The following is a 25,286-nucleotide window of genomic DNA, read 5'->3' on the forward strand; positions in this document are numbered from 1 at the left end:
CTACCTTATGTAAATTACCCGTTTTTATCTATCCTTATTTAATGACAAAATCAATTACAGAGAACAGAACGATAATGAAAGCCTTGCTACTCAAACAACAACAGAATCAATTATCAACATCCATAGAAGAAGTTGATGCTTCTCATCTTCCCGTGGGAGACGTTACCGTCGATATTCACTGGTCAACCCTGAACTATAAAGATGCATTAGCAATCACAGGTAAAGGGAAAATTGTCCGCCAATTCCCAATGATACCGGGGATTGATTTCTCTGGTATTGTACACAGTACCGAAGATCCCCGTTTTCATATCGGTCAGCATGTATTATTAACCGGCTGGGGAGTAGGAGAAAATCATTGGGGTGGACTGGCAGAACAAGCCAGAGTTTCAGGCGAATGGTTGACACCTTTACCTGCCGGTTTGGATAGCAGACAAGCAATGATCATTGGTACTGCTGGCTTTACCGCAATGTTATGCGTTATCGCCCTGGAACAAGGTGACGTGAAGCCAGAAAGTGGTGATGTTATTGTGACAGGTGCTAGTGGTGGTGTAGGAAGTACGGCGATAGCACTACTTTCACAACTTGGCTATTCCGTTGTTGCTGTTAGCGGTAGACAAGAAAATCATGAATATTTGTTATCCCTAGGGGCAAAAAAGGTTTTGCCACGCCATGAATTTAGCCAACCACCTCGCCCACTGGAAAAACAACTTTGGGCCGGAGCTATTGACACTGTAGGCGATAATGTACTGGCAACAATACTGGCCCAAACTCACTATAACGGTACCGTTGCCGCCTGTGGCCTCGCCGGTAATGCAAATCTGCCAACAACAGTGATGCCATTTATTTTACGTAACGTACGTCTGCAAGGCGTAGAGTCCGTCACTGTTCCATCAGTCAAACGCCCCGCCGTGTGGCAACGCCTGCAAAAGCTATTACCTGCTTCTTTTTATCAGCAAGCAACCACGGAGATAACTCTGGAACAGACCGTGGAATACGCCAATAAATTGATAGCTAACCAGGTTACAGGACGTACATTGGTAAGAGTTCGTTAAGAATTGTGATTAGCCTCTAAAGTACAATGGTTTTATTCTTGACATTTTTTCTGATAAGACCAGTATTTAGCTGCTAAATGCTACGATATCATTATAATGTCGCGCTTTGTCGCCAAAATGAACTTATGGCTGTTATAAAAAGATGACAAATCGTTAATATAGGATTATGTTGGGCAATTGTTGACAAATTGCCGGAGATACCAGCACAATGGCAGACAAATTTCACATTTTACTCCTTAACGGCCCTAACCTGAATATGTTAGGAACCAGGGAGCCTGATATCTATGGCAACTTAACGCTTGACGATATCGTCAGCAAATTGTCTGAAGAAGCCCATCAATCAGGGGTTAAATTCAGTCACCTGCAATCCAACGCAGAGTTTGAGCTGATAAATAGAATTCACTCCGCACAGGGTAATACTGATTTTATCTTGATTAACCCTGCTGCATTCACGCATACCAGCGTGGCACTGCGTGATGCATTGCTGACAGTGAAGATCCCATTTATTGAGATCCACCTCTCCAATGTTCACGCACGCGAGCCATTTCGTCATCACTCATATCTTTCAGATCTTGCTGTTGGTGTAATCTGCGGTTTAGGGGTAGATGGCTATAGCTTTGCATTACAGGCAGCGGTAAACCGCTTGTCAAAACTCAACTAAATAAAACAGAAGAGTACGGAATCACACTCATGGATATTCGTAAGATAAAAAAACTGATCGAGCTGGTTGAAGAATCTGGCATTTCTGAACTGGAAATTTCTGAAGGGGAAGAGTCAGTGCGCATCAGCCGCGCATTAGCTCCCCAGAGTTTTCCGGCAGCTCAACAATATATTCCCGTCCAAGCACAGCAACCTGCGCTGGCTAGCGCGGTTGCGCTTTCTCAGGCTCTACCAGAAACGATCTCGGCTGCAATCGACGGTCACGTTGTTCGTTCCCCATTGGTAGGTACCTTCTATCGTACGCCGAGCCCAGATGCGAAACCGTTTATCGAAATCGGCCAACGTGTCAATGTGGGTGACACCCTCTGCATCGTTGAATCAATGAAAATGATGAACCAGATTGAAGCCGATAAAGCGGGTGTGGTTAAAGCAATTCTTATGGAAAACGGTCAAGCTGTTGAATTTGACCAGCCATTGGTCGTCATCGAGTAACGAGGCGCTTCCATGCTTGATAAAATTGTAATTGCTAACCGTGGTGAAATCGCACTGCGTATCCTGCGAGCTTGTAAAGAGCTAGGGATAAAAACTGTTGCGGTACATTCATCTGCGGATCGTGACTTAAAACACGTGCTGTTGGCAGACGAAACTGTCTGTATTGGCCCGGCAGCTTCTGCAAAAAGCTATCTGAATATCCCAGCAATTATTTCTGCGGCAGAAATCACCGGTGCAGTAGCCATTCACCCCGGCTACGGTTTCCTGTCTGAAAACGCAGATTTTGCTGAACAAGTTGAACGTTCCGGCTTTATTTTTATCGGCCCAAAAGCAGAAACGATCCGCCTGATGGGTGATAAAGTTTCCGCTATCAATGCGATGAAAAAAGCAGGCGTTCCTTGTGTACCTGGCTCTGATGGCCCATTGTCTGATGACACAGAGAAAAACAAAGCCATCGCTAAACGCATCGGCTACCCTGTGATCATTAAAGCATCCGGTGGCGGCGGTGGTCGCGGTATGCGCGTTGTCCGAAGTGATAAAGATCTGGAACAATCAATCAATATGACCCGCGCGGAAGCAAAAGCTGCTTTCAATAACGATATGGTTTACATGGAAAAATTCCTTGAAAACCCGCGTCATATTGAAATCCAGGTACTGGCCGATGGTCAGGGTCAAGCCATTTATTTGGCTGAACGTGATTGCTCCATGCAACGCCGTCACCAGAAAGTGGTTGAAGAAGCTCCTGCACCAGGCATCACGCCAGAAATGCGTCTCAGCATTGGTGAACGCTGCTCCAACGCATGTATTGAAATTGGCTATCGCGGCGCCGGTACTTTCGAATTCCTGTATGAAAACGGTGAATTCTATTTCATTGAGATGAACACCCGTATTCAAGTTGAACATCCAGTGACAGAAATGATTACCGGTGTTGACCTGATTAAAGAGCAATTGCGGATTGCCGCAGGTATGCCGCTTTCAATTAAGCAGAAAGATGTTGTTATTCGTGGTCATGCTATTGAATGTCGTATTAACGCCGAAGATCCGAACACGTTCCTGCCAAGCCCAGGTAAAATTACCCGCTTCCACTCACCAGGTGGATTTGGTGTACGTTGGGAATCGCATATTTATGCTGGCTACACTGTTCCGCCTTACTATGATTCAATGATTGGTAAGCTGATTACTTACGGTGAAAATCGTGACAATGCCATTGCCCGTATGAAAAATGCATTGGCAGAATTGATCATTGATGGCATCAAGACAAATATCGAGCTTCAACAGACGATTATGAATGATGAAAACTTTCAGAATGGTGGCACCAATATTCACTATCTGGAGAAAAAACTAGGATTACAGGAAACTTAAAACTGGTTTAATAACATCAATATCTTTTAAGGAGCGTTTAAGCGCTCCTTTTCACAGAATCATAACTATTTCTATAATTATCTCGCATTCACACAGGCAAATACTGCTGAACAATTTCACGACCTATTTCAATTGAAGCAGTTGCTGCTGGTGAAGGCGCATTACAAACGTGTAGTGAGCGCATATATGGTGACAAATATCAGACTGATTACTATCAGCAATAATTTGATTTGATTGTATTTCACAGTAATAGGCACCGATAAATAAACAGTCTAAACGTGTATATAACATTACAAATTATCTTGCCGAAGAAATATGATGAAAATGCGATCAATATATTTAAGAAAATGAATTCTCTTATGTATGGCTATGGTAAAAGAAAATGGATAATTTATTTAAGCGAAACTCAGATTATTTACTCTATATCACATTTTTCCTGAATAAATTCGCATCTTGCCGTACAATCCTTCCCTTCCCATCCTAATTTATTTAATTACCGGAAGAACGAATGGACAGACGATTTGTTCAATCCCATAAAGAAGCACTTTGGGCTGTGTTCCTAACGCTTGCTTACCTTATTGGCTGGCTATTGACAGCCTATTTACCCAGTGATGCTCCCGGTGTCACCGGCTTACCTCGCTGGTTTGAAATGGCATGTTTGTTACTACCAGTCGTATTCATCATCCTCTGCTGGTTAATGGTGACGTTTATTTTCAAAGAAGTCCCGCTGGAGGATGAGAATGCAAAGTGACGTTATCTTACCTTTGCTTGGCTATCTTGCACTGGTATTTCTCTTGTCAGTTTACGCTTATCGACGCCACCAAAAAGGCGCCTTCTTGACTGAGTATTTCCTTGGCAACCGTTCAATGGGTGGCTTTGTATTGGCAATGACCATTACCGCCACCTATATCAGTGCCAGCTCATTCATCGGCGGGCCAGGAGCAGCCTATAAATATGGTTTGGGATGGGTATTACTGTCGCTGATTCAGTTGCCGGCAATATGGCTTTCCCTGGGGGTGTTAGGTAAAAAATTTGCCATTCTCGCCCGTCGCTATAATGCCGTCACCCTTAATGACATGTTGTATGCCCGTTATGGCAGTCGTTTTCTGGTTTGGTTTGCCAGCCTAAGCCTTTTAGTCGCTTTTATTGGCGCGATGACCGTTCAATTTATTGGCGGTGCACGCCTGCTGGAAACTGCCGCGGGTATCCCTTATGGCACTGGATTAATGATTTTCGGTATCTCTATCGCTCTTTATACTGCTTTTGGCGGCTTCAGAGCGAGCGTCCTCAATGATGCCCTACAAGGGCTGGTCATGTTGTTAGGCACTGCTCTATTGCTGGTGGCAATTATCTATAAGGCGGGAGGTCTGTCGGAAGCGGTTACCACATTACGAGCAATTAATCCCGAGCTGGTTTCCCCACAAGGCGCGGACCATATCCTCAGCGGGCCTTTCATGGCATCGTTCTGGATACTGGTCTGTTTCGGCGTAATTGGGTTACCTCATACCGCCGTTCGTTGCATCTCCTACCGCGATAGCAAAGCTGTTCACCGTGGGATCATCATCGGAACCATCGTCATGACGATCCTCATGTTTGGTATGCACCTGGCAGGAGCACTTGGTCGAGCGATTATTCCCGATCTGACCATTCCCGATCAGGTGATCCCAACATTGATGATCACCGTATTGCCACCATTCGCTGCCGGAATTTTTCTAGCTGCACCGATGGCTGCCATTATGTCCACAATTAATGCGCAACTGCTGCAATCTTCTGCAACCATTGTCAAGGATCTCTACCTAAACTTGTTTCCACAACAAATCGTACGGGAAAAAAGACTCGCCCGGATTTCCAGTTTTTCTACCCTGATTCTTAGTTTGTTGCTACTTTTAGCCGCCTGGCGCCCACCCGAGATGATTATCTGGCTGAATCTTCTGGCTTTCGGTGGCTTACAAGCGGTATTCCTCTGGCCATTAGTACTCGGCCTGTATTGGGAAAAGGCCAATGCCTATGGCGCTATCAGTTCGATGATCACAGGGGCAACAAGTTACACTCTGCTCGCTAGTTTCAATATCCATCTATTGGGCTTCCATCCGATCGTGCCATCATTGCTACTTAGCCTACTGGCTTTCTGGATGGGCAATACCATCGGTCAGCGATTACCGCCAAAAGCAGTCAGACCACACTAACCCGGTCACTTTTTAATCTACTTTCAATAAGGAGAATTTTTTATGCCTTGGATACAACTTCGATTAAATACTACAGGACAGCTCGCTGAATCCCTTGGAGATACGCTAATGGAAAATGGAGCGGTATCAGTCACCTTTCAAGACAGCCACGATAACCCTGTATTCGAACCCCTACCAGGCGAGACTCGTTTATGGGGAGACACAGATGTCATCGGGCTTTATGATGCTGAAACAGATATGAAAGCCGTTATCAGCCAGCTCGAACAAGTCCCTCGGTTGGGTAAAGGATTCATTCATAAGATCGAACAATTGGAAGACAAAGACTGGGAACGTGAATGGATGGATAACTTCCACCCAATGCGTTTTGGCAACCGCCTGTGGATCTGTCCAAGCTGGCGCGACGTTCCTGATCCAGATGCTGTCAACGTTATGCTAGACCCTGGACTGGCTTTTGGTACAGGCACTCACCCAACCACATCGTTATGTCTGCAATGGCTAGACAGCCTCAATCTGGAAGGTAAAACAGTTATCGATTTTGGTTGCGGCTCCGGCATACTGGCAATTGCCGCGCTAAAACTCGGTGCAACGCACGCCATTGGCATAGATATCGATCCACAAGCTATTCAGGCCAGCCGAGACAACGCAGAACGTAACGGCGTGCTGGAGCGTTTAACACTATATCTGGCGAAAAATACACCCACCGATCTTGAATCTGATGTAGTAATTGCTAATATTCTGGCAGGCCCCCTGCGTGAACTCGCACCTGTAATTGGCGCACTACCAAAACCGGGTGGCCTGTTAGGTCTATCAGGTATTTTAACAAATCAGGCAGAAAGTGTTATTCAAGCCTATACTGATAAATTCGTAATCGATCCTGTTGCGGAGCAGGAGGAATGGTGTCGGATATCTGGGGTAAAAATAGCAACAAATTGAAATTATTTTATTTTGTTATAATTCAAGGTATAGATTTTAATCACTTATTGATGATAATCCGTGCTATCAGCAAACTTACTGATAGAAAAATCCTGAGTGACAAACTTTACCAATAACACATAACGCCATGTTATTTATGAATAATTATATTTATCCCAGCAGAAAAGCTGGAAAAATGTTGTAACAAATGACGATTTGCTCAAAGTTTGGCCTTTCATATTTTGCGAAAAATGCGTAATATACGCGCCCTTGCAGTCACAGTATGGCCACTCTTTCTTCGTCTATGCGTATCGGACAATACCAGCTGAAAAACTGTCTTATCGCGGCCCCAATGGCTGGCATAACTGACCGTCCGTTTCGGTCACTATGTTACAAAATGGGTGCAGGTATGACAGTATCGGAAATGCTTTCTTCCAACCCTCAGGTCTGGAAGACAGACAAATCCCGGCTACGTATGGTTCACAGCGACGAACCGGGAATTCGTTCCGTGCAAATTGCTGGCAGTGATCCCGATGAAATGGCGGCAGCAGCGAAGATCAACGTCGCTAATGGTGCTCAGATCATTGATATCAACATGGGGTGTCCAGCCAAGAAAGTGAATCGTAAGCTAGCAGGTTCGGCTTTACTACGTTACCCAGAATTGGTCGAAAAGATCCTTTCTGCCGTTGTAAACGCAGTAGATGTTCCTGTTACGCTGAAAATCCGCACTGGATGGTCGCCAGAAGAACGAAACTGTGTAAAGATTGCCCAATTGGCCGAGCATTGTGGTATCCAAGCTCTGACGATCCACGGCAGGACTCGTGCCTGTTTGTTTAACGGAGAGGCAGAGTACGACAATATTCGGACAGTTAAGCAGACTGTTGCCATCCCGGTTATTGCCAATGGTGACATTACTGACCCGCTTAAGGCCAGAGCAGTGCTTGAATACACCGGGGCTGATGCCCTGATGATAGGCCGCGCTGCTCAGGGAAGACCCTGGATCTTCCGGGAAATCCAGCACTATCTGGCAACAGGAGAACTGCTGTCACCGATGCCGATTGGCGAAGTGCAGCATTTAATGAACGAGCATATACAGGAATTGCACGACTTTTATGGTCCAGGCAAGGGAGCCCGTATCGCACGTAAGCATGTATCCTGGTATCTCCGGGAGCATGCTCCTGATGACCAGTTCCGGCGCACATTCAACACCATAGAGGATGCCAGCGAACAGCTGGAGGTGTTGGGGGCATATTTCGAAAATTTTGCGTAATATAAAGAAAAGAGCTGACAGAACTATGTTCGAACAACGCGTAAATTCTGACGTACTAACCGTTGCTACTGTAAATTCACAAGATCAGGTAACCCAAAAACCTTTACGTGATTCAGTTAAACAAGCACTGAAGAACTATTTTGCTCAATTAAACGGTCAAGATGTTAATGATCTGTATGAGCTGGTACTGGCTGAGGTGGAGCAGCCATTGTTGGACATGGTGATGCAATACACCCGTGGCAACCAAACACGTGCTGCCCTGATGATGGGCATCAACCGTGGCACACTGCGTAAGAAATTGAAAAAATATGGCATGAACTAATCACTCAAGTTAGTTCATTAAAAAAGGCGCTGTACCTCTTGGTAAAGTGCCTTTTTTGCCAAACCAAAAATACCCTGTAAATGTACGAATCTGACATGCATGGCAAAGTCTACGCTATATTAGCTCCCCAAAACCCACACCATCTGCATTCAATCTCTCTTTTACCCTACCTAATTGACTGATTTACCATAATTCCAAATTTTCCAATGTCAGGTTATTCCATAACTGATAGGTTATTTTCAGCTCTCATTAATATGGAATAATGGGTTACAGCCAACAATAGGATAAAACAACCACAACATATCAAGACAACACCAAGATGTTGGTTCCAACCCGCTAGCGCCAAACCTCCACCTAACATCAAATAATATAGCAAGCCCAATAATGCTCCTGCCGTTCCCAATCTATCCGTATAATTGCTCAATGCAGAAGCCAGGATGTTAGGAATTGCCATTCCGTAGGTCATAACAATCAAAATCATATATCGTTGGCCGTCTGCCTATGAGATCACACAGACGCCCCCAAACGACCACACCAATAGCAAAAGCGAAAAAATATAAAGATAAAGTTTGAGCGGCCTGTCCAGCGCTCACCTTAAATTCCTTTGCAATATTGGTTAATGCCGGGCTATAGATGGTTTCTACAATTTGTGGAAACATCATCAGCGCTGTTGCCAGCGTAAGTCCAAGTTTACGTCGCATTGTATTTTTATTAACCAGTTAGACAATAAAACGTAATTTGTCATCTGTCGCCAATGAATTAGAATTTGCCAGTGATAGTGCCTTTACAATATTTTTCAAGAAAATGACCGGTCGATCACCAAGGGAATATATGTCTGCTTATAAGGAACGTAATTATTGAGATAATATGCAAGAAATTGCCGACATCAAAAGGACTATTCATCAAAGTAACTATTCACTATATGAACATAGATGCCGGCAAATATATCAAATAAAGAAGATAATCAAATATACCCTATGGATTTCAAGATGCATCGCGACGGCAAGGGAGCGAATCCCCGGGAGCATAGCAAACTATGTAACCGGGGTGAGTGAGTGCAGCCAACAAAGAGGCAACTTGAAAGATGACGGGTATAAAAGCTAATAACATTCTACATACATAAAATATACTTATTAAAAGCTATTATTTTTCATCATCATTTATCAGCTGATAAGATACAGCAATATTTGCGGCCTGACCTGCTAATGGGTTGTAATCACTGGACAAATATATCCCTGAAATATAGTGACTATCACCAACATAAAATTTCCTATATCGAGATGTTCCAGGATCACCAAATAACAATGAACGACCATCACTCAAAGTAAATACGGCTCTATCAACGGCACCATTGCCCCATACTTCCAAACTGGTAATTCGACTACCATTCAGAGAAATAGATGCCGTCTCACCAGATATTGTACCTAATCTATGGCTACTACCATCATCAAATACAACTGTCAGCCCTCCTACTCTCGGCGCCCCGCCAATACGCACAATATGCCCCATCAAAGACTCTATCTTTCTTCTCTTCCCTCCATTAAGAGCTGGTTTGAGAGGTGGAGCCATATCTTGCTCTGGAGTCAATGCCTGAATTCTGGCTTTTGCTGTTTGACGGTCAAAGAAAGTAGAATAACTTAAAACATCAACATAGATTCTATTATTTACAGACTCAGATTCACTTAATCTATCCCAAATACTGATATATTCAACCCCATGTAAACGACAGTGACCATGAACAGACATAACATTATTTGCAACAGTGTCAGCCGTCGAGTTATTAAGAGCATCATTAAGCTCTCTATCATAGATATTATTAATATAAGTATTAGCCTGTTCTACCGTCTTTTTAATTAACCCTCGGACTTTTTCAACATCAATATCACTAAGCCCAATTTCAGATTTTCTCTCTAAACCAGCAACCCAATATGTTATCTGCATCATAACCGTAGTAGAAAACATGGGTAATATCTGATAGTTAACATCATTCGAAAAATTATTAAATTTTTTGTGGTAACCATCTATACTTTCTGCCAAGTTATTAAAAGCACTCCTCGCTTCTTCAGATCCTGGATGCTTATCAAGAAGATCAGCAACAGTTGCCATTCGCTCTTGTATATATGCAATATCACCCGCAAGGATACCTTTAATTGTCTTTAATGCAGACTCCTCTATCATCCTTTCAATTTGTTTGACAATCCCTTCCCATATATTTTCTTTCGATTGAGGCCAGAATAAACCAACTAAAAAAGATATAGCAGGACCAACCGAAGGTATAAAAGATAATCCCCCTATGATTGAATTTTTTACAATATCAGTAACATCCCACTCTAATGCACTCGTTTTTACCGCATATTCATTAGCCACAATGGTTCTGAGGTCTAAAACATTTTCTGTATGCATAATGAAATCCTTAAATTAAAATAAGATGTTTAAACCAAATTTGCCGTAACATAAGCAACTCTATCCGTATTATTATAGATAACAAATTTACTATAATAAAAAGAGCTGCTAGGCACGTTTAATACCTTATCTTCCCCTAATCCTACATCGATAGAACCAGCCTCAAACCATTCAGAGGTGAAACTATGAGACCAGTAAAATTTAGCCGTAACACTATTTGCTAGCCCTGTATTTACAACTCTCAGAGAGCTTCTGGACTCTGGAATTATTGGGGTGTCTACTCTAAATACTTCCACACTAGCATGAGGTGATATAGTCACATCACTCAAAGGACCAACTGCATTTAAATCTCTATGTACTGGAACAGGAGAATCAGAATAAACTTCTGCTTTCTGTGTATCTGAATCAACAACAATGGTTATTCTAGACATATTTATTTTCCTCATTAAAATTCAAATAAAATATACCCAACATACATATAAATAAATAAATAAATATTTTCAAAAAACAGCATCACACTTAATTAAAGATACTCTTTAACTATCATAGAACCACTATACCCTTCATCTTTCAAGCTGCTGCTTTGTTAGCTGCTTTCACTCACCCCAGTCACATAGTTATCTATGCTCCTGGGGATTCGTTCACTTGCCGCCTCGCTGCAACTCGAAATCTATTAGGTATATTACCTTTGAAACTTAATTCCCCAATATATTACGTGAACTTTACATACCACAATAACTCACCAGAACATTAAGATATCCATATTATAAGTTAGTTATTAATGAGACATATCTAAAACAAATCACAACAATATAAAACTATAGCAGAGATATAGCTTGTGTCAACTTCCCGCTTCAATGAAATCACTATTATTTAAGAATTAGTAAAATTATATGAGATATAAACAATATATACAAAAACATTAAAATGGAAATTATTGCCATTATGTTATTCACCTAAAATTATAATATTATTCTCGGTTACTATAGTGCTATATAATTCTATTTTTTATTTTACAAACTGACCTTTATCCAGTGAACTATAATAATTCACAAATTAACTCACAATATTAAAATAATAATAAATAAAACAGCCTAATATCCTGATAATATATTTCTATTATATTCGCACAAATAATATCTTTATTACCAATTGATTATATATTTTACAAGATAACGGATGAACATTCCTAAAAAAACTCCCTTTCTAATGAAAGAAAATTAGCTTAATAATAGCAAAATAATTTTGACCGTAGATTTTAGCCACTCAAATATACTGAATACAACTCATTGGCCTTTCATTACTCCACCAATAAACTATGTCGCTTAAATTAAAATATGACGAAAAAACACAGAAAAAAATGAGGGCAGATTTCAAAGCATTTGAAACCACCCCCGTTGCCCCGACCCCAGATAATACCAAACTTAAAGCATCATTAATGGCGTCCTCACCTTGGGAAAAACAACCTTCCCAGTACTACGAGGATAATCAACCATCAGAATTCCCTTTCTGCGAAAAAGAATACGTCTCTATCCTCCCAAATACGCATTTCTCACAGCTTCATTAACCAATAATGCAGACCCACTGTCTTCTAGTACGATCTTACCGTTTTCCAATACATATCCTCGGTCAGCCAATTTCAACGCCTGATTTGCATTCTGTTCAACCAAAAAAATTGTCATCCCCTCTTCTCTTAACTGTTGAATAGTGTCGAAAATCTGAATGATAACTATCGGTGCCAACCCTAATGAAGGCTCATCCAGCAACAATAACTGTGGCTGACTCATTAAAGCACGGCCAATTGCCAACATTTGCTGTTCACCACCGGACATCGTTCCAGCCTGCTGGTTACGCCTTTCCTGTAGGCGAGGAAATAAATCATAAACCCGCTCAATGCGCTGCTGATACTGAGTCTTATCAGCAAAAAAGCCGCCCATTGCCAAATTATCTTCCACTGTCATACGAGCAAACACTCTGCGACCTTCAGGAACAATCGCAATAGCCTCACGCATAATACGAGCTGTCGGCCATTGGGTGATATCCTTACCACGAAAAATAATGGAACCTTCTGTCGCTCTGGGTTCACTGCATAAGGTACTGAGCAATGTTGTTTTTCCTGCGCCATTTGCACCAATCAGAGTGACGATTTCTCCCTGCTGAATATTCAGGCTGACCTGATGCAATACCTGAACTTCCCCATAATGGGCAGATACCCGCTTAAATTCCAACATAATTAATACACCTCGCCCAGATATGCCCGGATAACATCCGGGTTGTTACGAATCTCTTCTGGCCGTCCTTGCGCCAAAGACATTCCTTGATTAACAACATAGATACGATCTGAAATTCCCATCACCAATTTCATATCATGCTCAATCAACAACACAGAAACTTGGTGATGTTCCCTCAGTTCAGCAATTAGGATATTAAGCTCTCCTGTCTCTTTCGGGTTCAGACCCGCAGCGGGTTCATCTAGCATCAAAATTTCCGGACGTGCTACCATGCAGCGGGCAATCTCCAAACGCCGTTGCTGACCATATGCCAGATTACCTGCCTGCCTGTTTACCAGTGGTAACAAACCAACCCGTTCTAACCAAGTTATGGCCCAATCTACGGCCTTGGATTCCGCACGACGGAATGCCGGCGTTTTAAAAAGACCAGCCCAAAGGCCACTTTTCAGATGCTGATGCTGCGCCACTAATAGATTTTCAATCACCGTCATTTCCCGGAACAACCGCACATGCTGGAATGTTCTGATAACGCCCATACGAGCAATAGCCTGCCCAGATAACCCTTCCAGATGTTTTTCCCGTAGCTTTATAGTACCGCTAGTCGGACAGTAAAATCCTGTCAGACAATTAAAGATCGTCGTTTTCCCTGCACCATTAGGCCCAATAAGAGAAACAATTTCACCCTGATTTAACCTCAGGGCAACGTTATTAACCGCCAGCAAGCCACCGAAGCGCATGGTCAGATCGGAAACCTGCAATAATGGTGTTGCACTCATGCTTGCTTTCCTCCCTGTACCTGTCATTTCAATTTAACATGACGACGTTTTGTCGGTAGCAACCCTTGCGGGCGCCAAACCATCATCAACACCATCATTGCCCCTAGCAGCAACATACTGTAGGCATTCAGATCACGCATCATCTCACGGGAAACCACCAACAAAACGGCCGCTAGAATCACCGCAATCTGTGAGCCCATCCCTCCGAGTACCACAATCGCCAACACAAAAGCAGATTCAGCAAAAGTGAAGGACTCCGGGCTGACAAACCCCTGCCGAGCAGCGAATAAAGTGCCAGCAAAACCAGCAAATGCCGCACTGATAGTAAACGCTGCCAGTTTAATGCGGGTTGGACTCAAACCAAGAGAGCGACAAGCAATTTCATCTTCACGCAATGCTTCCCAGGCACGACCTAACGGCATACGTAGCAGCCGATTAACAATAAATACTGTCAGTATTACCAACAGCAACACCACCAGATAGAGGAAGATGACCCGATCACTTGGATCGTATTTCAAACCAAAGAAATTGTGGAAAGTATCCCAACCTCCCTCTTTCACACTGCGGTTAAACTCTAGCCCGAAGAGAGTCGGTTTTGGGATCTGGCTGATACCATTCGGACCACCTGTTATTTCAGTATTATTCAACAGTAGAATGCGAACAATTTCACCGAAACCAAGCGTGACAATTGCCAGATAATCACCTCGCAATCGTAATACCGGAAAGCCCAGTAAAAACCCAGATAAAGCTGCTGTTAACCCCGCCAGTGGCAAGCTCTGCCAAAACCCTAACCCGTAATAGTGAGTTAGTAAAGCATAGGTATAAGCGCCAATAGCATAAAAGCCTGCATACCCAAGCACCAACAACCCCGACAGGCCAACCACTACATTCAAACCCAACCCTAGCATGACATAAATCAACGTCAGCGTAGCAATATCAACACTACCACGGGAGGCTATGAACGGCCAGATAATCGAAGCAATAATGAGCAATATTACCAGTCGTTTTTGCCCTTTAGTTGAACCATCGAAATCTGACAGCGACCAGCTTTTAACAGGTATTTTTTTCATCGTCTGTTGAATAACCGGGCGCAATAACTGGAACAGAAAAACAACCGTACAGCCAATACCAATCCATAGCCATCTCACTTCATCGGCGCGGTGAACGACCAACTTCGTACCGTCCAGCGACAACTGCATCCCCATCATAAAGGCAAACAACACAAATAAAACGGCTGAGGCAATAACAGCATTCACCCAATTGGCATGTTTCATACTTTTTCTACCTCTGGACGGCCTAAAATCCCAGTCGGCATAAACAACAGCACAACAATGAGCAGAGCAAAGGAAACGGCATCTTTATATTCGGTGCTCAAATAAGCAGAAGTCAGGGCTTCAGAAATTCCCAAGACCAAGCCACCAATCATCGCCCCCGGAATACTGCCAATCCCTCCCAAGACTGCTGCGGTGAAAGCTTTCATTCCTGCCATAAAACCGATATACGGATTTATCACGCCGTAAAACTGCCCCAACAAAACACCGGCTACCGCAGCCATTACCGCACCGATAACAAAGGTCAAAGAAATAACTTTGTCAGTATTGATCCCCAGCAAACCGGCCATTTTCAGATCTTCCGCGCAAGCGCGGCAGGCACGCCCCATACGGGAATAGCGGATAAACATCGTCAGTACCAGCATGGCAAGAAATGTCACTATCCAGATAGTCAGTTGCATTGCGGTAATACTGGCAGAAAACCCATCGCTTTCACCCAATAGCCACTGCCCGGTAATCAGACTTGGCAATGCCAGATCGCGGGAACCTTGTGACAAGCTGACATAATTTTGCAGGAAAATAGACATCCCAATTGCGGAAATCAACGCAATCAGACGCTTGGAATGGCGAACGGGTTTGTAAGCCACCCGTTCAATACTCCAGCCATAAGCGCTGGCAATCACAATTGATGTTAAAAAGGCAGCAGTAATCAGCAACCAGCCCAGATCAATTCCCATCATCATCAGAGCAGCAATCACAATAAAGGAGACATAGCTGCCAATCATATAAACTTCACCATGAGCAAAGTTAATCATCCCGATAATGCCGTAAACCATCGTATAGCCAATGGCAATCAATGCATAAGTGCTACCCAGGGTAACCCCGTTTAACATCTGCTGTAAAAAATAGAGAAATTGCTCTGACATACCTTGTACCTCTGGAATAACAGCCCCTGTCAAGCAGGAGCTGACGGCCATTCGGATGGCTTTACTTCACAGAAGTAGAAGAACCGTCCGCATGCCATTCAAAAATGCCGAACTCGAACCCTTTCAGGTCGCCAGCCTGATTCCAGCTCAGTGTTCCCATCACGGTATCGACCGGATTAGTTTTCAGATCTTTCACCAAATCAGCAGGTTCCATACTGCCGGTACGGCTCATTGCCGTTGTCAGAGATTGCAGGGCGGCATAGGTTGTCCAGACGAATGGGCCCGTTGGATCCTCTTTCTTAGTTTTGATTGCATCAACGATCGCTTTGTTTGCCGGAACTTGATCGTATCGTTTAGGCAATGTTACGAACATTCCTTCAGAAGCGGCACCGGCAATATTAGACAACGAAGAGTTACCGACACCTTCCGGTCCCATAAAACGGATATTCAAACCCGCTTGTTTAGCCTGGCGCAGAATTTGTCCCATTTCAGGGTAGTAACCGCCGAAATAGACAAAATCCACATTTTCTTTTTTCAGGCGGGCAACCAGCACTGAGAAATCTTTATCACCGGCAGTAACACCTTCAAACAATACCGTATTGACTCCCACCTTTTTCAGTGTATTGAGAACAGAACGAGCCAATCCTTCACCGTATTGCTGTTTATCGTGAACAATTGCCAGCCGTTGAGGCTTGATATTTTCAACAATATATTTCGCTGCCGTTGGGCCCTGATCAGAATCCAGCCCAGTGGTACGTAGAATCATTTGGTAGCCACGAGTTGTCAGATCAGCATTAGTTGCCGCGGGTGTAATCATAATCACACCTTCATCTTCATAGATATCAGATGCCGGTTGAGTCGATGAAGAGCACAAGTGGCCGATAACATAGCGAATGTTATCATTAATCACTTTATTAGCGACGGCCACAGCCTGTTTCGGGTCACACGCATCATCATATTCAACACCCACCAGCTTATTGCCATTAATACCACCGTTAGCATTAATATCCGCAATCGCCTGACGTGCACCAGTAAATTCCATATCACCATATTGAGCAACTGGGCCAGACATTGCCCCCACAATCGCCACTTTGATCTCTTGTGCCCACAGAGAGTGACTCATCATCATGACAATACAACCTGCTAATAGTCTCTTACCTACTATGATTTTCATTTTATTTATCCCCGTGTTGTTATTGGTCTAATTTATTGTGTTTGCCTTCAAGATCACCCATTATCTGACAGGAAATCATGACCTTTTGTGATTGATGGTTAGATAAAGTAATTTTTATTAATAAGACTTTATTTTTCATGTTATTAAAATAGTATTTCATGCTTAAAATCAAATTAACAAGGTAGCTAAAAGCATTAATTACAGAATAAAATACCGCCATAGTTGATTGGAATTTAGACGAAATACAGTGTGATATTCTGGTTAAATATTAGTAAAGCAATCTTTAACTCGGAAGATCGATCACATTAAAAACATTTTTTCCAGTAACGTATAAAAATAGTCACACAACATTCCGACTGTTTATTCATCTACAATTGATATGGAAAAACCATGAAGTTAACTATCGAACAACTGATTGTTTTATCAGCACAAGATATGATTGATTTGGGGAAAATCTGGCCTCGGCAAACGCCAGAACAATGGCAAATCCATCTAAAAAACGGCAATAAACTGTTCGCCGCCCGTTTCAATGACAGATTGTTGGCCGCAGTAAAAATCACTCTCAGCAATCAATCCGGCCTGCTTGAAGATTTATGTGTTCGTGAAATAACACATCGCCGGGGTGTGGGTTTATATCTGGTCAATGAAACCAAGGCCCGGCATCCTGCTGTTAAACAGTGGAAGCTAAGTCTCAAGGGTTTCCCTGATGCCAACGAACCAGCATTAAAAGGTTTTATGAATGCCTGTGGTTTTCGTTATGACACCACTTCAAGCTATTATTTGGGCTGACTCATCTTCCAGACGGCAGCCACATTGCGGGCTGTCACCCGCAAATTCTCACGCCCGCAAGCAAGAGCATCCGAAAGAGAACAAACGCCGGGCATAATTGAGAAAACAGCATCCAACCCATGCTCATGAACGACGTTATAGTCCTGACTCATACCGCCAACCAATGCAATGGTTGGAATAGCATACTTTTCGGCAATACGGGCAACGCCGATGGGTGTTTTACCGTAAATAGTCTGGCTATCTATCCGGCCTTCCCCAGTAATAACCAGATCAGCACCTTGTACTACTTTCTCCAGTTCCAGCGTGGAGATAACAATATCAATTCCCGGTTGTAATTTAGCTTTAAGACAACCCAGTAAAGACGCTCCCATACCACCGGCGGCTCCTGTACCAGGTACATCAATGACCTTCATTTTTGTCAGGAATTCAATTTTTTCACCGTAATGACGCAAGGCAGCATCCAATTCTTTCACCCTTTCTGGGGTCGCCCCTTTTTGTGGTCCGAAAACAGCAGATGCACCAAACTCACCACATAACGGGTTAGACACATCACAGGCGACGATAATTTCAGTCCGATTCAAACGAGCATCCAAACCAGAAAGATCGATTTTAGCAAGCCGATTTAGCGCCGCCCCGCCAGCCACCAACTCTTTTCCATCAGAATCAAGCAAACAAGCCCCCAACGCCTGCATCATACCGGCACCACCATCATTAGTCGCACTACCACCGATACCGAGGATTATCTTACTGACACCTTTATCCACAGCAGACAATATCAGCTCTCCGGTGCCATACGTCGTGGTTATCAGCGGATTACGCTTTTCCATCGGAACCAGATGTAAGCCAGAAGCCGCCGCCATTTCAATAACAGCGGTTTTTCCATCACCCAGCACGCCAAAAAAACTATCCACCGGCAGATTTAACGGACCGGTAACAGGCAAATGGATAACTTGCCCATCGGTGGCGGCTACCATTGATTCAACCGTACCTTCACCACCATCCGCCATCGGCAGTTTAATGTATTCAGCTTGTGGATAGATTTCACGAAATCCCTGTTCTATCGCTTCAGCAACCTGCAAGGCACCAAGGCTCTCTTTAAATGAATCAGGTGCAATAACAACTTTCATCGGATTAGTTTGGTTGTAAGACTCTGAAAGAAGGAGTAAAAAAGGCGATAAATCATTATCGCCCTTTTAACTTATTAATCGTGAATGCGTTAACGCAAAATCACTTTATTTATGCTTCAATTGCTACACGCAGTTTTTTCATGGCATTCTTTTCAAGCTGACGTACACGCTCCGCAGAAACACCATATTTATCAGCCAGCTCTTGCAGGGTAGATTTGTTATCATCATCCAACCAGCGGCAACGGATAATATCCTGACTGCGCTCGTCTAAGCCTTCTATCGCTACCGACAATTTATCAGCGGCATGGTTTTCCCAGTTATCCTCTTCAATGCCATCTGCAAAATCAGAAGCTTTATCCTGAAGATACAGAACTGGGGCAACCGGCAAGCCTTCCTGACTATCATCATCAGCAGACATATCAAACGCCATATCCTGTGCTGACATACGAGATTCCATCTCACGCACATCTTTACTGGTCACACCAAGTTCTTTGGCGACCATTTCCACTTCGTCCTGATTAAACCAACCTAAACGCTGTTTAGTTTTACGCAGATTAAAAAACAGCTTGCGCTGTGCTTTAGTTGTCGCGACTTTAACAATACGCCAATTACGCAGTACATATTCGTGGATTTCAGCTTTAATCCAGTGAACAGCAAAAGAAACCAGACGCACCCCCACTTCCGGGTTAAAACGACGTACTGCTTTCATCAAGCCAATGTTCCCTTCCTGAATTAAATCCGCCTGGGGCAGGCCATAACCAGCATAACTGCGAGCGACATGAACAACGAAGCGCAGATGAGACAGAATCAGCTTCTTAGCTGCATCCAGATCTCCCTGGTAATGCAGCCTTTCAGCCAGTTCCTTCTCTTCCTCTGCTGTCAGCATCGGGTAGGTATTAGAGGCACGGATATAGCCCTCTAGACTTCCTTGAGGAACTAACGCTAAGGTTTGCATTTCTTTGGCCATTCAAATCCTCTCAAATAAGGTTCAAATCGTTAGTACAGATTACATCAGTATTTATAAACCAATGCTCAACATACAGCGGTACAGTCTATCACCAGAATGTGCATATTCAAGTTACAGATGCGTAGGGTTGTAATAATTTCAGGACAGATAAAATCCACCGTGGAATCACGAAACAAAAAATAGCAGATTGTTTTATATTTATGCAAGTAACTTTATTTGTACCAGCCATAACAAGCATTAAGTCAATTATTCTGGCGTAAAGTGGCGCAAATGCTGGGTTGTCGCCAACCAAGCAGCTACCCAACCAATCATCGCGGAGAGCAAAACTAGCAGCAGGGATTCATCCCATGAAAGCCCATGTAAATTAAACGTGGTACCAAACACACTGGCAACCTGTGTGACAACATCAGAGAGCTTCCATACCAACAGAGCCGAGAGTATCAATGATAACATCGCACCAAGCCCCCCTAACAAAGCGCCGCCATTGAGGAATGGACGCAAAATAAAACCATCAGTCGCGCCAATCAGCTTCATCACGTTAATCGTATCACGATGGCTGAAAATACTGAGGCGCACACTATTACCGATGACCAAAAACAGCGCAACGATCATCAGAATACCGATCACTGTCGCAATCTGACCGATAAGACCGGTCAGCGCCGCCAAACGGGCAAACCAGCTATCATCCATCCGAACTTCTTCAATACCTTTGACCTGAGAAACCCTGTCACGCAATGTAGTCAAAGTCTGTGAGCTCTGAAAATCAATTTTCGGCGTAATGATAGCGACTGCGGGTAGGGGATTCTCTTCCAGCATATCCAGCGCACCGCCAAAACCAGACCAAGTGCGGAACTCTGTCATCGCTTCCTGACGCGAGAGATAGTTAACATTATCCACACCATCAAGTGCTTTCAGTTCGCTTATTAATTTTTGAGCGCTATTATCATCCAGTGATTTATCGAGATACACCGTCAATTGAGGGGTGGGATACCATTTTTCCGCAGCCTGGCTGACATTCTTCCACACAATGTAACAAACGCTTGGTAATGTCAGAGATATCGCAATAACCATAATCGTCAGCAGAGTTGCCAGTGGCTGACGCAACATATCTGTCAGCGCATTCATCCAGGCATAGCGCCACTGCTCACGCCATCCTCCTTGTAAAACTTTACTTTTCGATCTTGTTACTTTCCCCGCTGCCTTACGCACATTTTTAACCATGATGTTCTCCCACCATACGGCCCTGGCCCAGAGTCAGAATACGATATTTCCGTCGTTCAATCAGTGCCATATCATGGGTCGCCATCAGCACCGTCACCCCTACCCGGTTAAACTCTTCAAACAGCCGTAAAATGCCCTCTGACAATTCACCATCAAGATTACCGGTCGGTTCATCCGCCAACAAAACAGTTGGCTTATTCACAACCGCACGAGCAATGCCAACACGTTGTTGTTCACCACCCGAAAGCTGAATTGGAAAATTTCTCGCTTTGTCCAGCAGACCAACCTTATCCAGAGCAGCGGAAGTCCGACGACGGATATCCTCAAAACTTGCACCTGAAATAACCAGCGGCATTGCCACGTTATCGTATACCGTCCGATCCAGCAGCAGATGATGATCTTGGAAAATCATACCAATCTGACGACGTAGAAAAGGTACCTCACGGCTTTTTAACCGACTGATATCATGACCGGCAAACCAAATATGCCCAGCGCTAGGTCGCTCAATGCCACAGATGAGTTTCAGCAAGGTACTTTTACCTGCCCCTGAGTGACCAATTAGAAATGCCATTTCCGCAGGGCACAAATGAAAATTCACCCCTTGCAGGGCTTGCCGTCCCCCCAGATAAGCTTTACTGACCTGTTCAAAGCGAATCATGGTAATTAATCCTCTCGGGCAAAAAGTGCCTCTATAAAATCATCTGCCTTAAATGGTCTCAGATCTTCAATGCCTTCACCGACACCAATATAACGGATAGGAATTTCAAACTGATCAGCAATGGCAAAAATCACCCCACCTTTGGCAGTCCCATCCAGTTTTGTCAGTGAGATACCTGTCAGCCCAACAGCTTCATGGAACAATTTAGCCTGACTTATCGCATTCTGGCCGGTGCTGGCATCCAATGTCAGCATAATTTCATGTGGCGCATCTTCGTCCAGTTTTTTCATCACCCGGACAATTTTCTTCAACTCTTCCATTAGGTGAGATTTATTTTGCAAACGACCTGCGGTATCTGCAATCAGTACATCTACACCTTTCGCTTTAGCTGATTGAATAGCATCGAAAATCACGGAAGCGGGATCAGCACCAGTATGCTGCGCCACCACCGAAATATGGTTGCGATCCCCCCACACTTGTAACTGTTCAACCGCGGCGGCACGGAAAGTATCCCCGGCCGCCAACATGACAGATTTACCTTGCGCCTGGAACTGACGTGCCAATTTACCAATTGTTGTCGTTTTACCAACACCATTAACACCAACCATTAGAATGACATACGGTGTTTTTCCTTCGATATCCAGCGGTTTATCAACTTTAACCAGAATGCCAGACATCTCTTCTTTCAATTTGGCATACAACGCTTCTACATCTTTTAGCTCTTTACGGCTGGCATGCTCTGTCAAACTGCTAATGATTTTACGGGTAGTCTCGACACCAACATCCGCAATCAATAACTGCTCTTCCAATTCATCAAACAGATCATCATCGATCTTTTTGCCACTGAATAGGCTGAGAAAACCGGAACCCAGATTCTGACGGGTTTTAACCAGACTGCGTTTCAAACGAGAGAAAAAACCCTCTTTAGTCGGGCGCTCTTGCTCTTTTAATATAACTGGCTTTGGCTGTTCAGTTTGTACCTGTTGTGCAGCTAATCTTGCGGCTTCTTCTGCAAGACGTTGTTGTTCTGCCTGCTCCGCGGCTAATCTTGCAGACTCTTCGGCAAGACGCTGTTGCTCTGCCTGCTCCGCTGCCAATTTTGCTGCATCTTCAACAAGACGTTGTTGCTCTGCCTGCTCCGCGGCTAATCTTGCAGACTCTTCGGCAAGACGCTGTTGCTCTGCCTGCTCCGCGGCTAATCTTGCAGACTCTTCGGCAAGACGCTGTTGCTCTGCCTGCTCCGCAGCTAATCTTGCAGATTCTTCGACAAGACGTTGTTGTTCCGCCTGCTCCGCAGCTAATCTTGCAGATTCTTCGACAAGACGTTGTTGTTCCGCCTGCTCCGCAGCTAATCTTGCAGATTCTTCAACAAGACGTTGCTGTTCCGCCTGCTCCGCCGCCAATTGTTCTTCTTTTTGCTGCTCTTCCTGACGGCCACGCCCAAACCAGGAGAAAAAGCCTCTTTTTTTCTCTTTTGCCATTAGCTACTACACTCCTCAAGGTTAAATCATGGCGTTATAACAGGGAATAATAACGAAATTAGAAGCAGTCTAACATTTTCGTAATAGCTCAACACATATCAATCACGAATTTCGTGGTAAATTAATGCCTGTAAGTCTTAACAACTGTTACGCAAATTATGGCAAAGAAACCACAACGGCAATCGATGGGACAAATCCGCATTATTGGTGGAAAATGGCGAGGCCGGAAATTACCTGTACCAAATAGTCCCGGATTACGTCCAACGACAGATCGCGTCAGAGAAACGCTATTTAACTGGCTAGCTCCGGTTATTCAGGAAGCACACTGCCTGGATTGCTATGCAGGAAGCGGAGCGCTTGGATTAGAAGCACTTTCTCGTTATGCGGCACAGGTTACCCTGATTGAATATGAACGTAATATAGCCAAACAGCTTTCCGCGAATTTGGATCTGCTCAGTGCCCAAAATGCCGAGGTCATTAACGACAGTGCATTAACCTATTTATCTCAACCAGGAAAACCCTACAATGTCGTTTTCCTTGATCCTCCTTTTCGTAAAGGCATGCTTAACGAAACCATAAAATTGTTGGAAGAACAAAATTGGCTGGCAGATGAAAGCTGGATTTATGTTGAGGCTGAATCTGAATCAACGGCTATTGATGTCCCTGTTAACTGGCAACTTCATCGTGAAAAAGTAGCCGGACAAGTCGCATACCGGCTCTATATCCGTTATTTACCTGCATAACGATTACTTTGGAGTACACACTGATGTTTATTCAATTGGGCAAACTGTTAATGATCTGCGTTTGGGGATTTCTGATCTTTAACTTGATCCATCCATTTCCAAAACCCTTGAAGTATTTTATGGATGTCGCCATGATTTTCATGGTGGTCATGCATGCATTTCAAATGCTGCTTATGAAAGCCAGTCAGCCAAAAGACCAAAAACTCTCTGGCCTGATGCAAACCAAGATCTTCTTTTTTGGTGTCTTTGAGCTACTGTCAACGCAGAAAAAGCAACTGGAAGAGAAAAGTCATCGCCTTAAATAGTGGACACGGCCCCAACCCCCGGAAAATATATACAATTATGTGAATATGTGAGGAATGATTCATTTCATTCCCCCTTCCGGTTATGCATTAAAAAGCTGTCACTATCTGTCTCAGCACAGCTTAGTGCCTGCTTTCTTTGCTGAACAAATAAATTATTTCCTAATTCACTGCCTATTTCCGCACAGATACTTAAACCAATCTCTATTATTTAAGTCTATATTTTGCTAGTAAAAAAGTAGATCCCTTACCCATCACTTATTTTAAGGAACAAATATGAGCTGGCCATTTATTGCGGTGTTTTTTTCTGGTTGGTTGTATGTTGACGCAGCTTACCGTGGTCCAAACTGGCAAAGATGGCTATTCAGGCCAGTCACTCTGCTATTGTTGTTATTGTGGGCATGGCAAGCGCCTGAACTGCATATTTCAGGCTATTTAATCTGTCTTGGGTTATTTACTGCCTTAATATCAGATGCTCTGCGCATGCTCCCCAGTAAGTATTCACTACTCTCTATAAGCACATTATTCCTCTGTTATCTGCTCTACACGATAAGCTTTGTATTACAGATGAATTTCAGTTTCTTCTTCCCATTGCCATTAATTCTACTGGTTCTGGGCTCCATTATTCTGCTGGTTATTTGGAATAAACTGGAGGAAATGCGCTGGCTGGTCGTTGCCTCAGTCATCATGCCCCTGATCATGGTGTGGATGGCAGGTGAACAATACTTCGCTCTCAATACAGCATACAGTTTCTCCCTATTGGCAGGCAGTACCTTGTTGCTACTGTCACAGAGTTTCTGGCTGATCAACCATTACCGTTTCCAGTTCAAATCTTCTAAGGCGGTTGTAGCAACCTGTTATTTTATCGGCCATTTTCTGATTATTCGTTCTATTTATCTTTAATAAAAAGATTAAGTTGAAAATGGATATCAACATTCAGCCACACAATTTACCAACTTAT

Annotated in this window: 26 protein-coding genes and 1 pseudogene; 13 read left to right on the plus strand and 14 right to left on the minus strand. The window is 43.6% G+C overall.

The window, feature by feature from the left end; genetic code table 11:
• Window positions 1-74: 74 nt before the first annotated feature.
• From acuI to fis, 9 genes are all read left to right on the plus strand, one after another.
• Entirely contained in the window at window positions 75-1,052 is a 978-nt protein-coding gene (gene acuI, locus D3222_RS07505; protein WP_118985603.1) for an acrylyl-CoA reductase (NADPH), read from the plus strand.
• A 208-nt stretch (window positions 1,053-1,260) separates the two neighbouring features.
• A complete protein-coding gene (aroQ, locus tag D3222_RS07510) occupies window positions 1,261-1,713 on the plus strand; it encodes a type II 3-dehydroquinate dehydratase (RefSeq protein ID WP_112879260.1) in 453 nt (150 codons plus the stop codon).
• Between the two features lie 29 nt (window positions 1,714-1,742).
• Window positions 1,743-2,204 (plus strand): acetyl-CoA carboxylase biotin carboxyl carrier protein, encoded by a 462-nt coding sequence (gene accB, locus D3222_RS07515; RefSeq protein ID WP_118985604.1) that lies wholly within the window; start codon window positions 1,743-1,745, stop codon window positions 2,202-2,204.
• 12 nt (window positions 2,205-2,216) lie between these two features.
• Window positions 2,217-3,566, plus strand: coding sequence for an acetyl-CoA carboxylase biotin carboxylase subunit (gene accC / locus D3222_RS07520; RefSeq protein ID WP_118985605.1), 1,350 nt, complete (start codon window positions 2,217-2,219; stop codon window positions 3,564-3,566).
• Window positions 3,567-4,074: 508 nt separating this feature from the next.
• Window positions 4,075-4,317, plus strand: coding sequence for a YhdT family protein (locus D3222_RS07525; protein ID WP_118985606.1), 243 nt, complete (start codon window positions 4,075-4,077; stop codon window positions 4,315-4,317).
• Window positions 4,307-5,752, plus strand: a complete 1,446-nt coding sequence (gene panF / locus D3222_RS07530; protein ID WP_118985607.1) for a sodium/pantothenate symporter — start codon at window positions 4,307-4,309, stop codon at window positions 5,750-5,752. Before D3222_RS07525 ends, panF begins: the two co-directional genes overlap by 11 nt.
• 42 nt (window positions 5,753-5,794) lie before the next feature.
• Window positions 5,795-6,685, plus strand: coding sequence for a 50S ribosomal protein L11 methyltransferase (prmA, locus tag D3222_RS07535; RefSeq protein WP_118985608.1), 891 nt, complete (start codon window positions 5,795-5,797; stop codon window positions 6,683-6,685).
• Window positions 6,686-6,968: 283 nt separating this feature from the next.
• Entirely contained in the window at window positions 6,969-7,934 is a 966-nt protein-coding gene (gene dusB, locus D3222_RS07540) for a tRNA dihydrouridine synthase DusB (RefSeq protein WP_118985609.1), read from the plus strand.
• A gap of 25 nt (window positions 7,935-7,959) precedes the next feature.
• Window positions 7,960-8,256: a DNA-binding transcriptional regulator Fis gene (gene fis, locus D3222_RS07545; protein ID WP_010847912.1), complete on the plus strand. Its 297-nt coding sequence runs from the start codon at window positions 7,960-7,962 to the stop codon at window positions 8,254-8,256.
• A 214-nt stretch (window positions 8,257-8,470) separates the two neighbouring features.
• On the opposite strand, the gene D3222_RS26640 is transcribed toward fis, so the two are convergent.
• From D3222_RS26640 to D3222_RS07590, 9 genes and pseudogenes are all read right to left on the minus strand, one after another.
• A complete protein-coding gene (locus tag D3222_RS26640; RefSeq protein WP_369973502.1) occupies window positions 8,471-8,710 on the minus strand; it encodes a hypothetical protein in 240 nt (79 codons plus the stop codon).
• 28 nt (window positions 8,711-8,738) lie between these two features.
• Window positions 8,739-8,957, minus strand: a pseudogene (locus D3222_RS26645) (MFS transporter); the annotation flags it as partial.
• Window positions 8,958-9,399: 442 nt separating this feature from the next.
• Window positions 9,400-10,659, minus strand: coding sequence for an insecticidal delta-endotoxin Cry8Ea1 family protein (locus tag D3222_RS07560; protein WP_118985610.1), 1,260 nt, complete (start codon window positions 10,657-10,659; stop codon window positions 9,400-9,402).
• 29 nt (window positions 10,660-10,688) lie between these two features.
• Complete coding sequence (locus D3222_RS07565; RefSeq protein WP_118985611.1) at window positions 10,689-11,090, minus strand: hypothetical protein; 402 nt, start codon at window positions 11,088-11,090, stop codon at window positions 10,689-10,691.
• A 1,098-nt stretch (window positions 11,091-12,188) separates the two neighbouring features.
• Window positions 12,189-12,890 carry a high-affinity branched-chain amino acid ABC transporter ATP-binding protein LivF gene (gene livF / locus D3222_RS07570; RefSeq protein ID WP_118985612.1) on the minus strand — a complete coding sequence of 234 codons (702 nt, stop codon included), beginning with the start codon at window positions 12,888-12,890 and terminating at the stop codon, window positions 12,189-12,191.
• Between the two features lie 2 nt (window positions 12,891-12,892).
• On the minus strand, window positions 12,893-13,666 hold the full coding sequence (gene livG / locus D3222_RS07575; protein WP_118985613.1) for a high-affinity branched-chain amino acid ABC transporter ATP-binding protein LivG: 774 nt from the start codon (window positions 13,664-13,666) through the stop codon (window positions 12,893-12,895).
• A gap of 23 nt (window positions 13,667-13,689) precedes the next feature.
• Entirely contained in the window at window positions 13,690-14,940 is a 1,251-nt protein-coding gene (locus D3222_RS07580; protein ID WP_118985614.1) for a high-affinity branched-chain amino acid ABC transporter permease LivM, read from the minus strand.
• Window positions 14,937-15,863, minus strand: a complete 927-nt coding sequence (gene livH, locus D3222_RS07585; RefSeq protein ID WP_118985615.1) for a high-affinity branched-chain amino acid ABC transporter permease LivH — start codon at window positions 15,861-15,863, stop codon at window positions 14,937-14,939. Before livH ends, D3222_RS07580 begins: the two co-directional genes overlap by 4 nt.
• A gap of 61 nt (window positions 15,864-15,924) precedes the next feature.
• The gene (locus tag D3222_RS07590; RefSeq protein WP_118985616.1) at window positions 15,925-17,037 is read right to left on the minus strand and encodes a branched-chain amino acid ABC transporter substrate-binding protein; all 1,113 of its coding nucleotides are present in this window, start codon (window positions 17,035-17,037) and stop codon (window positions 15,925-15,927) included.
• Window positions 17,038-17,427: 390 nt separating this feature from the next.
• Between D3222_RS07590 and panM the strand changes: the two genes are divergently transcribed.
• Window positions 17,428-17,826 carry an aspartate 1-decarboxylase autocleavage activator PanM gene (gene panM, locus D3222_RS07600; RefSeq protein WP_118985618.1) on the plus strand — a complete coding sequence of 133 codons (399 nt, stop codon included), beginning with the start codon at window positions 17,428-17,430 and terminating at the stop codon, window positions 17,824-17,826.
• On the opposite strand, the gene D3222_RS07605 is transcribed toward panM, so the two are convergent.
• From D3222_RS07605 to ftsY, 5 genes are all read right to left on the minus strand, one after another.
• Complete coding sequence (locus D3222_RS07605; RefSeq protein WP_118985619.1) at window positions 17,814-18,953, minus strand: glycerate kinase; 1,140 nt, start codon at window positions 18,951-18,953, stop codon at window positions 17,814-17,816. The two genes, panM and D3222_RS07605, sit on opposite strands and share 13 nt — an antisense overlap.
• A gap of 109 nt (window positions 18,954-19,062) precedes the next feature.
• On the minus strand, window positions 19,063-19,920 hold the full coding sequence (gene rpoH / locus D3222_RS07610; protein ID WP_118985620.1) for an RNA polymerase sigma factor RpoH: 858 nt from the start codon (window positions 19,918-19,920) through the stop codon (window positions 19,063-19,065).
• Window positions 19,921-20,166: 246 nt separating this feature from the next.
• Complete coding sequence (ftsX, locus tag D3222_RS07615) at window positions 20,167-21,141, minus strand: permease-like cell division protein FtsX (RefSeq protein WP_118985621.1); 975 nt, start codon at window positions 21,139-21,141, stop codon at window positions 20,167-20,169.
• A complete protein-coding gene (gene ftsE, locus D3222_RS07620) occupies window positions 21,134-21,799 on the minus strand; it encodes a cell division ATP-binding protein FtsE (protein ID WP_118985622.1) in 666 nt (221 codons plus the stop codon). Before ftsE ends, ftsX begins: the two co-directional genes overlap by 8 nt.
• Before the next feature lie 5 nt (window positions 21,800-21,804).
• Complete coding sequence (ftsY, locus tag D3222_RS07625) at window positions 21,805-23,280, minus strand: signal recognition particle-docking protein FtsY (RefSeq protein WP_118985623.1); 1,476 nt, start codon at window positions 23,278-23,280, stop codon at window positions 21,805-21,807.
• A gap of 158 nt (window positions 23,281-23,438) precedes the next feature.
• On the opposite strand from ftsY, the gene rsmD reads away from it, so the two are divergent.
• The 3 genes from rsmD (at window position 23,439) to D3222_RS07640 (ending at window position 25,228) form a co-directional block, all read left to right on the plus strand.
• Window positions 23,439-24,023: a 16S rRNA (guanine(966)-N(2))-methyltransferase gene (gene rsmD, locus D3222_RS07630; RefSeq protein ID WP_118985624.1), complete on the plus strand. Its 585-nt coding sequence runs from the start codon at window positions 23,439-23,441 to the stop codon at window positions 24,021-24,023.
• Between the two features lie 23 nt (window positions 24,024-24,046).
• The gene (locus D3222_RS07635) at window positions 24,047-24,328 is read left to right on the plus strand and encodes a DUF1145 family protein (protein ID WP_118985625.1); all 282 of its coding nucleotides are present in this window, start codon (window positions 24,047-24,049) and stop codon (window positions 24,326-24,328) included.
• Between the two features lie 273 nt (window positions 24,329-24,601).
• Complete coding sequence (locus D3222_RS07640; protein WP_118985626.1) at window positions 24,602-25,228, plus strand: lysoplasmalogenase; 627 nt, start codon at window positions 24,602-24,604, stop codon at window positions 25,226-25,228.
• Window positions 25,229-25,286: the final 58 nt, after the last annotated feature.

The organism is Photorhabdus sp. CRCIA-P01, assembly GCF_003545805.1.
GTDB classification, from domain to species: Bacteria; Pseudomonadota; Gammaproteobacteria; order Enterobacterales; family Enterobacteriaceae; genus Photorhabdus; species Photorhabdus antumapuensis.

Bases quoted from the DNA above. Each gene is read 5' to 3' on its own strand.
- acuI (WP_118985603.1), top strand. From the start codon at position 75: ATGAAAGCCTTGCTACTCAAACAACAACAGAATCAATTATCAACATCC.
- aroQ (WP_112879260.1), top strand. From the start codon at position 1,261: ATGGCAGACAAATTTCACATTTTACTCCTTAACGGCCCTAACCTGAAT.
- accB (WP_118985604.1), top strand. From the start codon at position 1,743: ATGGATATTCGTAAGATAAAAAAACTGATCGAGCTGGTTGAAGAATCT.
- accC (WP_118985605.1), top strand. From the start codon at position 2,217: ATGCTTGATAAAATTGTAATTGCTAACCGTGGTGAAATCGCACTGCGT.
- D3222_RS07525 (WP_118985606.1), top strand. From the start codon at position 4,075: ATGGACAGACGATTTGTTCAATCCCATAAAGAAGCACTTTGGGCTGTG.
- panF (WP_118985607.1), top strand. From the start codon at position 4,307: ATGCAAAGTGACGTTATCTTACCTTTGCTTGGCTATCTTGCACTGGTA.
- prmA (WP_118985608.1), top strand. From the start codon at position 5,795: ATGCCTTGGATACAACTTCGATTAAATACTACAGGACAGCTCGCTGAA.
- dusB (WP_118985609.1), top strand. From the start codon at position 6,969: ATGCGTATCGGACAATACCAGCTGAAAAACTGTCTTATCGCGGCCCCA.
- fis (WP_010847912.1), top strand. From the start codon at position 7,960: ATGTTCGAACAACGCGTAAATTCTGACGTACTAACCGTTGCTACTGTA.
- D3222_RS26640 (WP_369973502.1), bottom strand. From the start codon at position 8,710: ATGGCAATTCCTAACATCCTGGCTTCTGCATTGAGCAATTATACGGAT.
- D3222_RS07560 (WP_118985610.1), bottom strand. From the start codon at position 10,659: ATGCATACAGAAAATGTTTTAGACCTCAGAACCATTGTGGCTAATGAA.
- D3222_RS07565 (WP_118985611.1), bottom strand. From the start codon at position 11,090: ATGTCTAGAATAACCATTGTTGTTGATTCAGATACACAGAAAGCAGAA.
- livF (WP_118985612.1), bottom strand. From the start codon at position 12,890: ATGTTGGAATTTAAGCGGGTATCTGCCCATTATGGGGAAGTTCAGGTA.
- livG (WP_118985613.1), bottom strand. From the start codon at position 13,666: ATGAGTGCAACACCATTATTGCAGGTTTCCGATCTGACCATGCGCTTC.
- D3222_RS07580 (WP_118985614.1), bottom strand. From the start codon at position 14,940: ATGAAACATGCCAATTGGGTGAATGCTGTTATTGCCTCAGCCGTTTTA.
- livH (WP_118985615.1), bottom strand. From the start codon at position 15,863: ATGTCAGAGCAATTTCTCTATTTTTTACAGCAGATGTTAAACGGGGTT.
- D3222_RS07590 (WP_118985616.1), bottom strand. From the start codon at position 17,037: ATGAAAATCATAGTAGGTAAGAGACTATTAGCAGGTTGTATTGTCATG.
- panM (WP_118985618.1), top strand. From the start codon at position 17,428: ATGAAGTTAACTATCGAACAACTGATTGTTTTATCAGCACAAGATATG.
- D3222_RS07605 (WP_118985619.1), bottom strand. From the start codon at position 18,953: ATGAAAGTTGTTATTGCACCTGATTCATTTAAAGAGAGCCTTGGTGCC.
- rpoH (WP_118985620.1), bottom strand. From the start codon at position 19,920: ATGGCCAAAGAAATGCAAACCTTAGCGTTAGTTCCTCAAGGAAGTCTA.
- ftsX (WP_118985621.1), bottom strand. From the start codon at position 21,141: ATGGTTAAAAATGTGCGTAAGGCAGCGGGGAAAGTAACAAGATCGAAA.
- ftsE (WP_118985622.1), bottom strand. From the start codon at position 21,799: ATGATTCGCTTTGAACAGGTCAGTAAAGCTTATCTGGGGGGACGGCAA.
- ftsY (WP_118985623.1), bottom strand. From the start codon at position 23,280: ATGGCAAAAGAGAAAAAAAGAGGCTTTTTCTCCTGGTTTGGGCGTGGC.
- rsmD (WP_118985624.1), top strand. From the start codon at position 23,439: ATGGCAAAGAAACCACAACGGCAATCGATGGGACAAATCCGCATTATT.
- D3222_RS07635 (WP_118985625.1), top strand. From the start codon at position 24,047: ATGTTTATTCAATTGGGCAAACTGTTAATGATCTGCGTTTGGGGATTT.
- D3222_RS07640 (WP_118985626.1), top strand. From the start codon at position 24,602: ATGAGCTGGCCATTTATTGCGGTGTTTTTTTCTGGTTGGTTGTATGTT.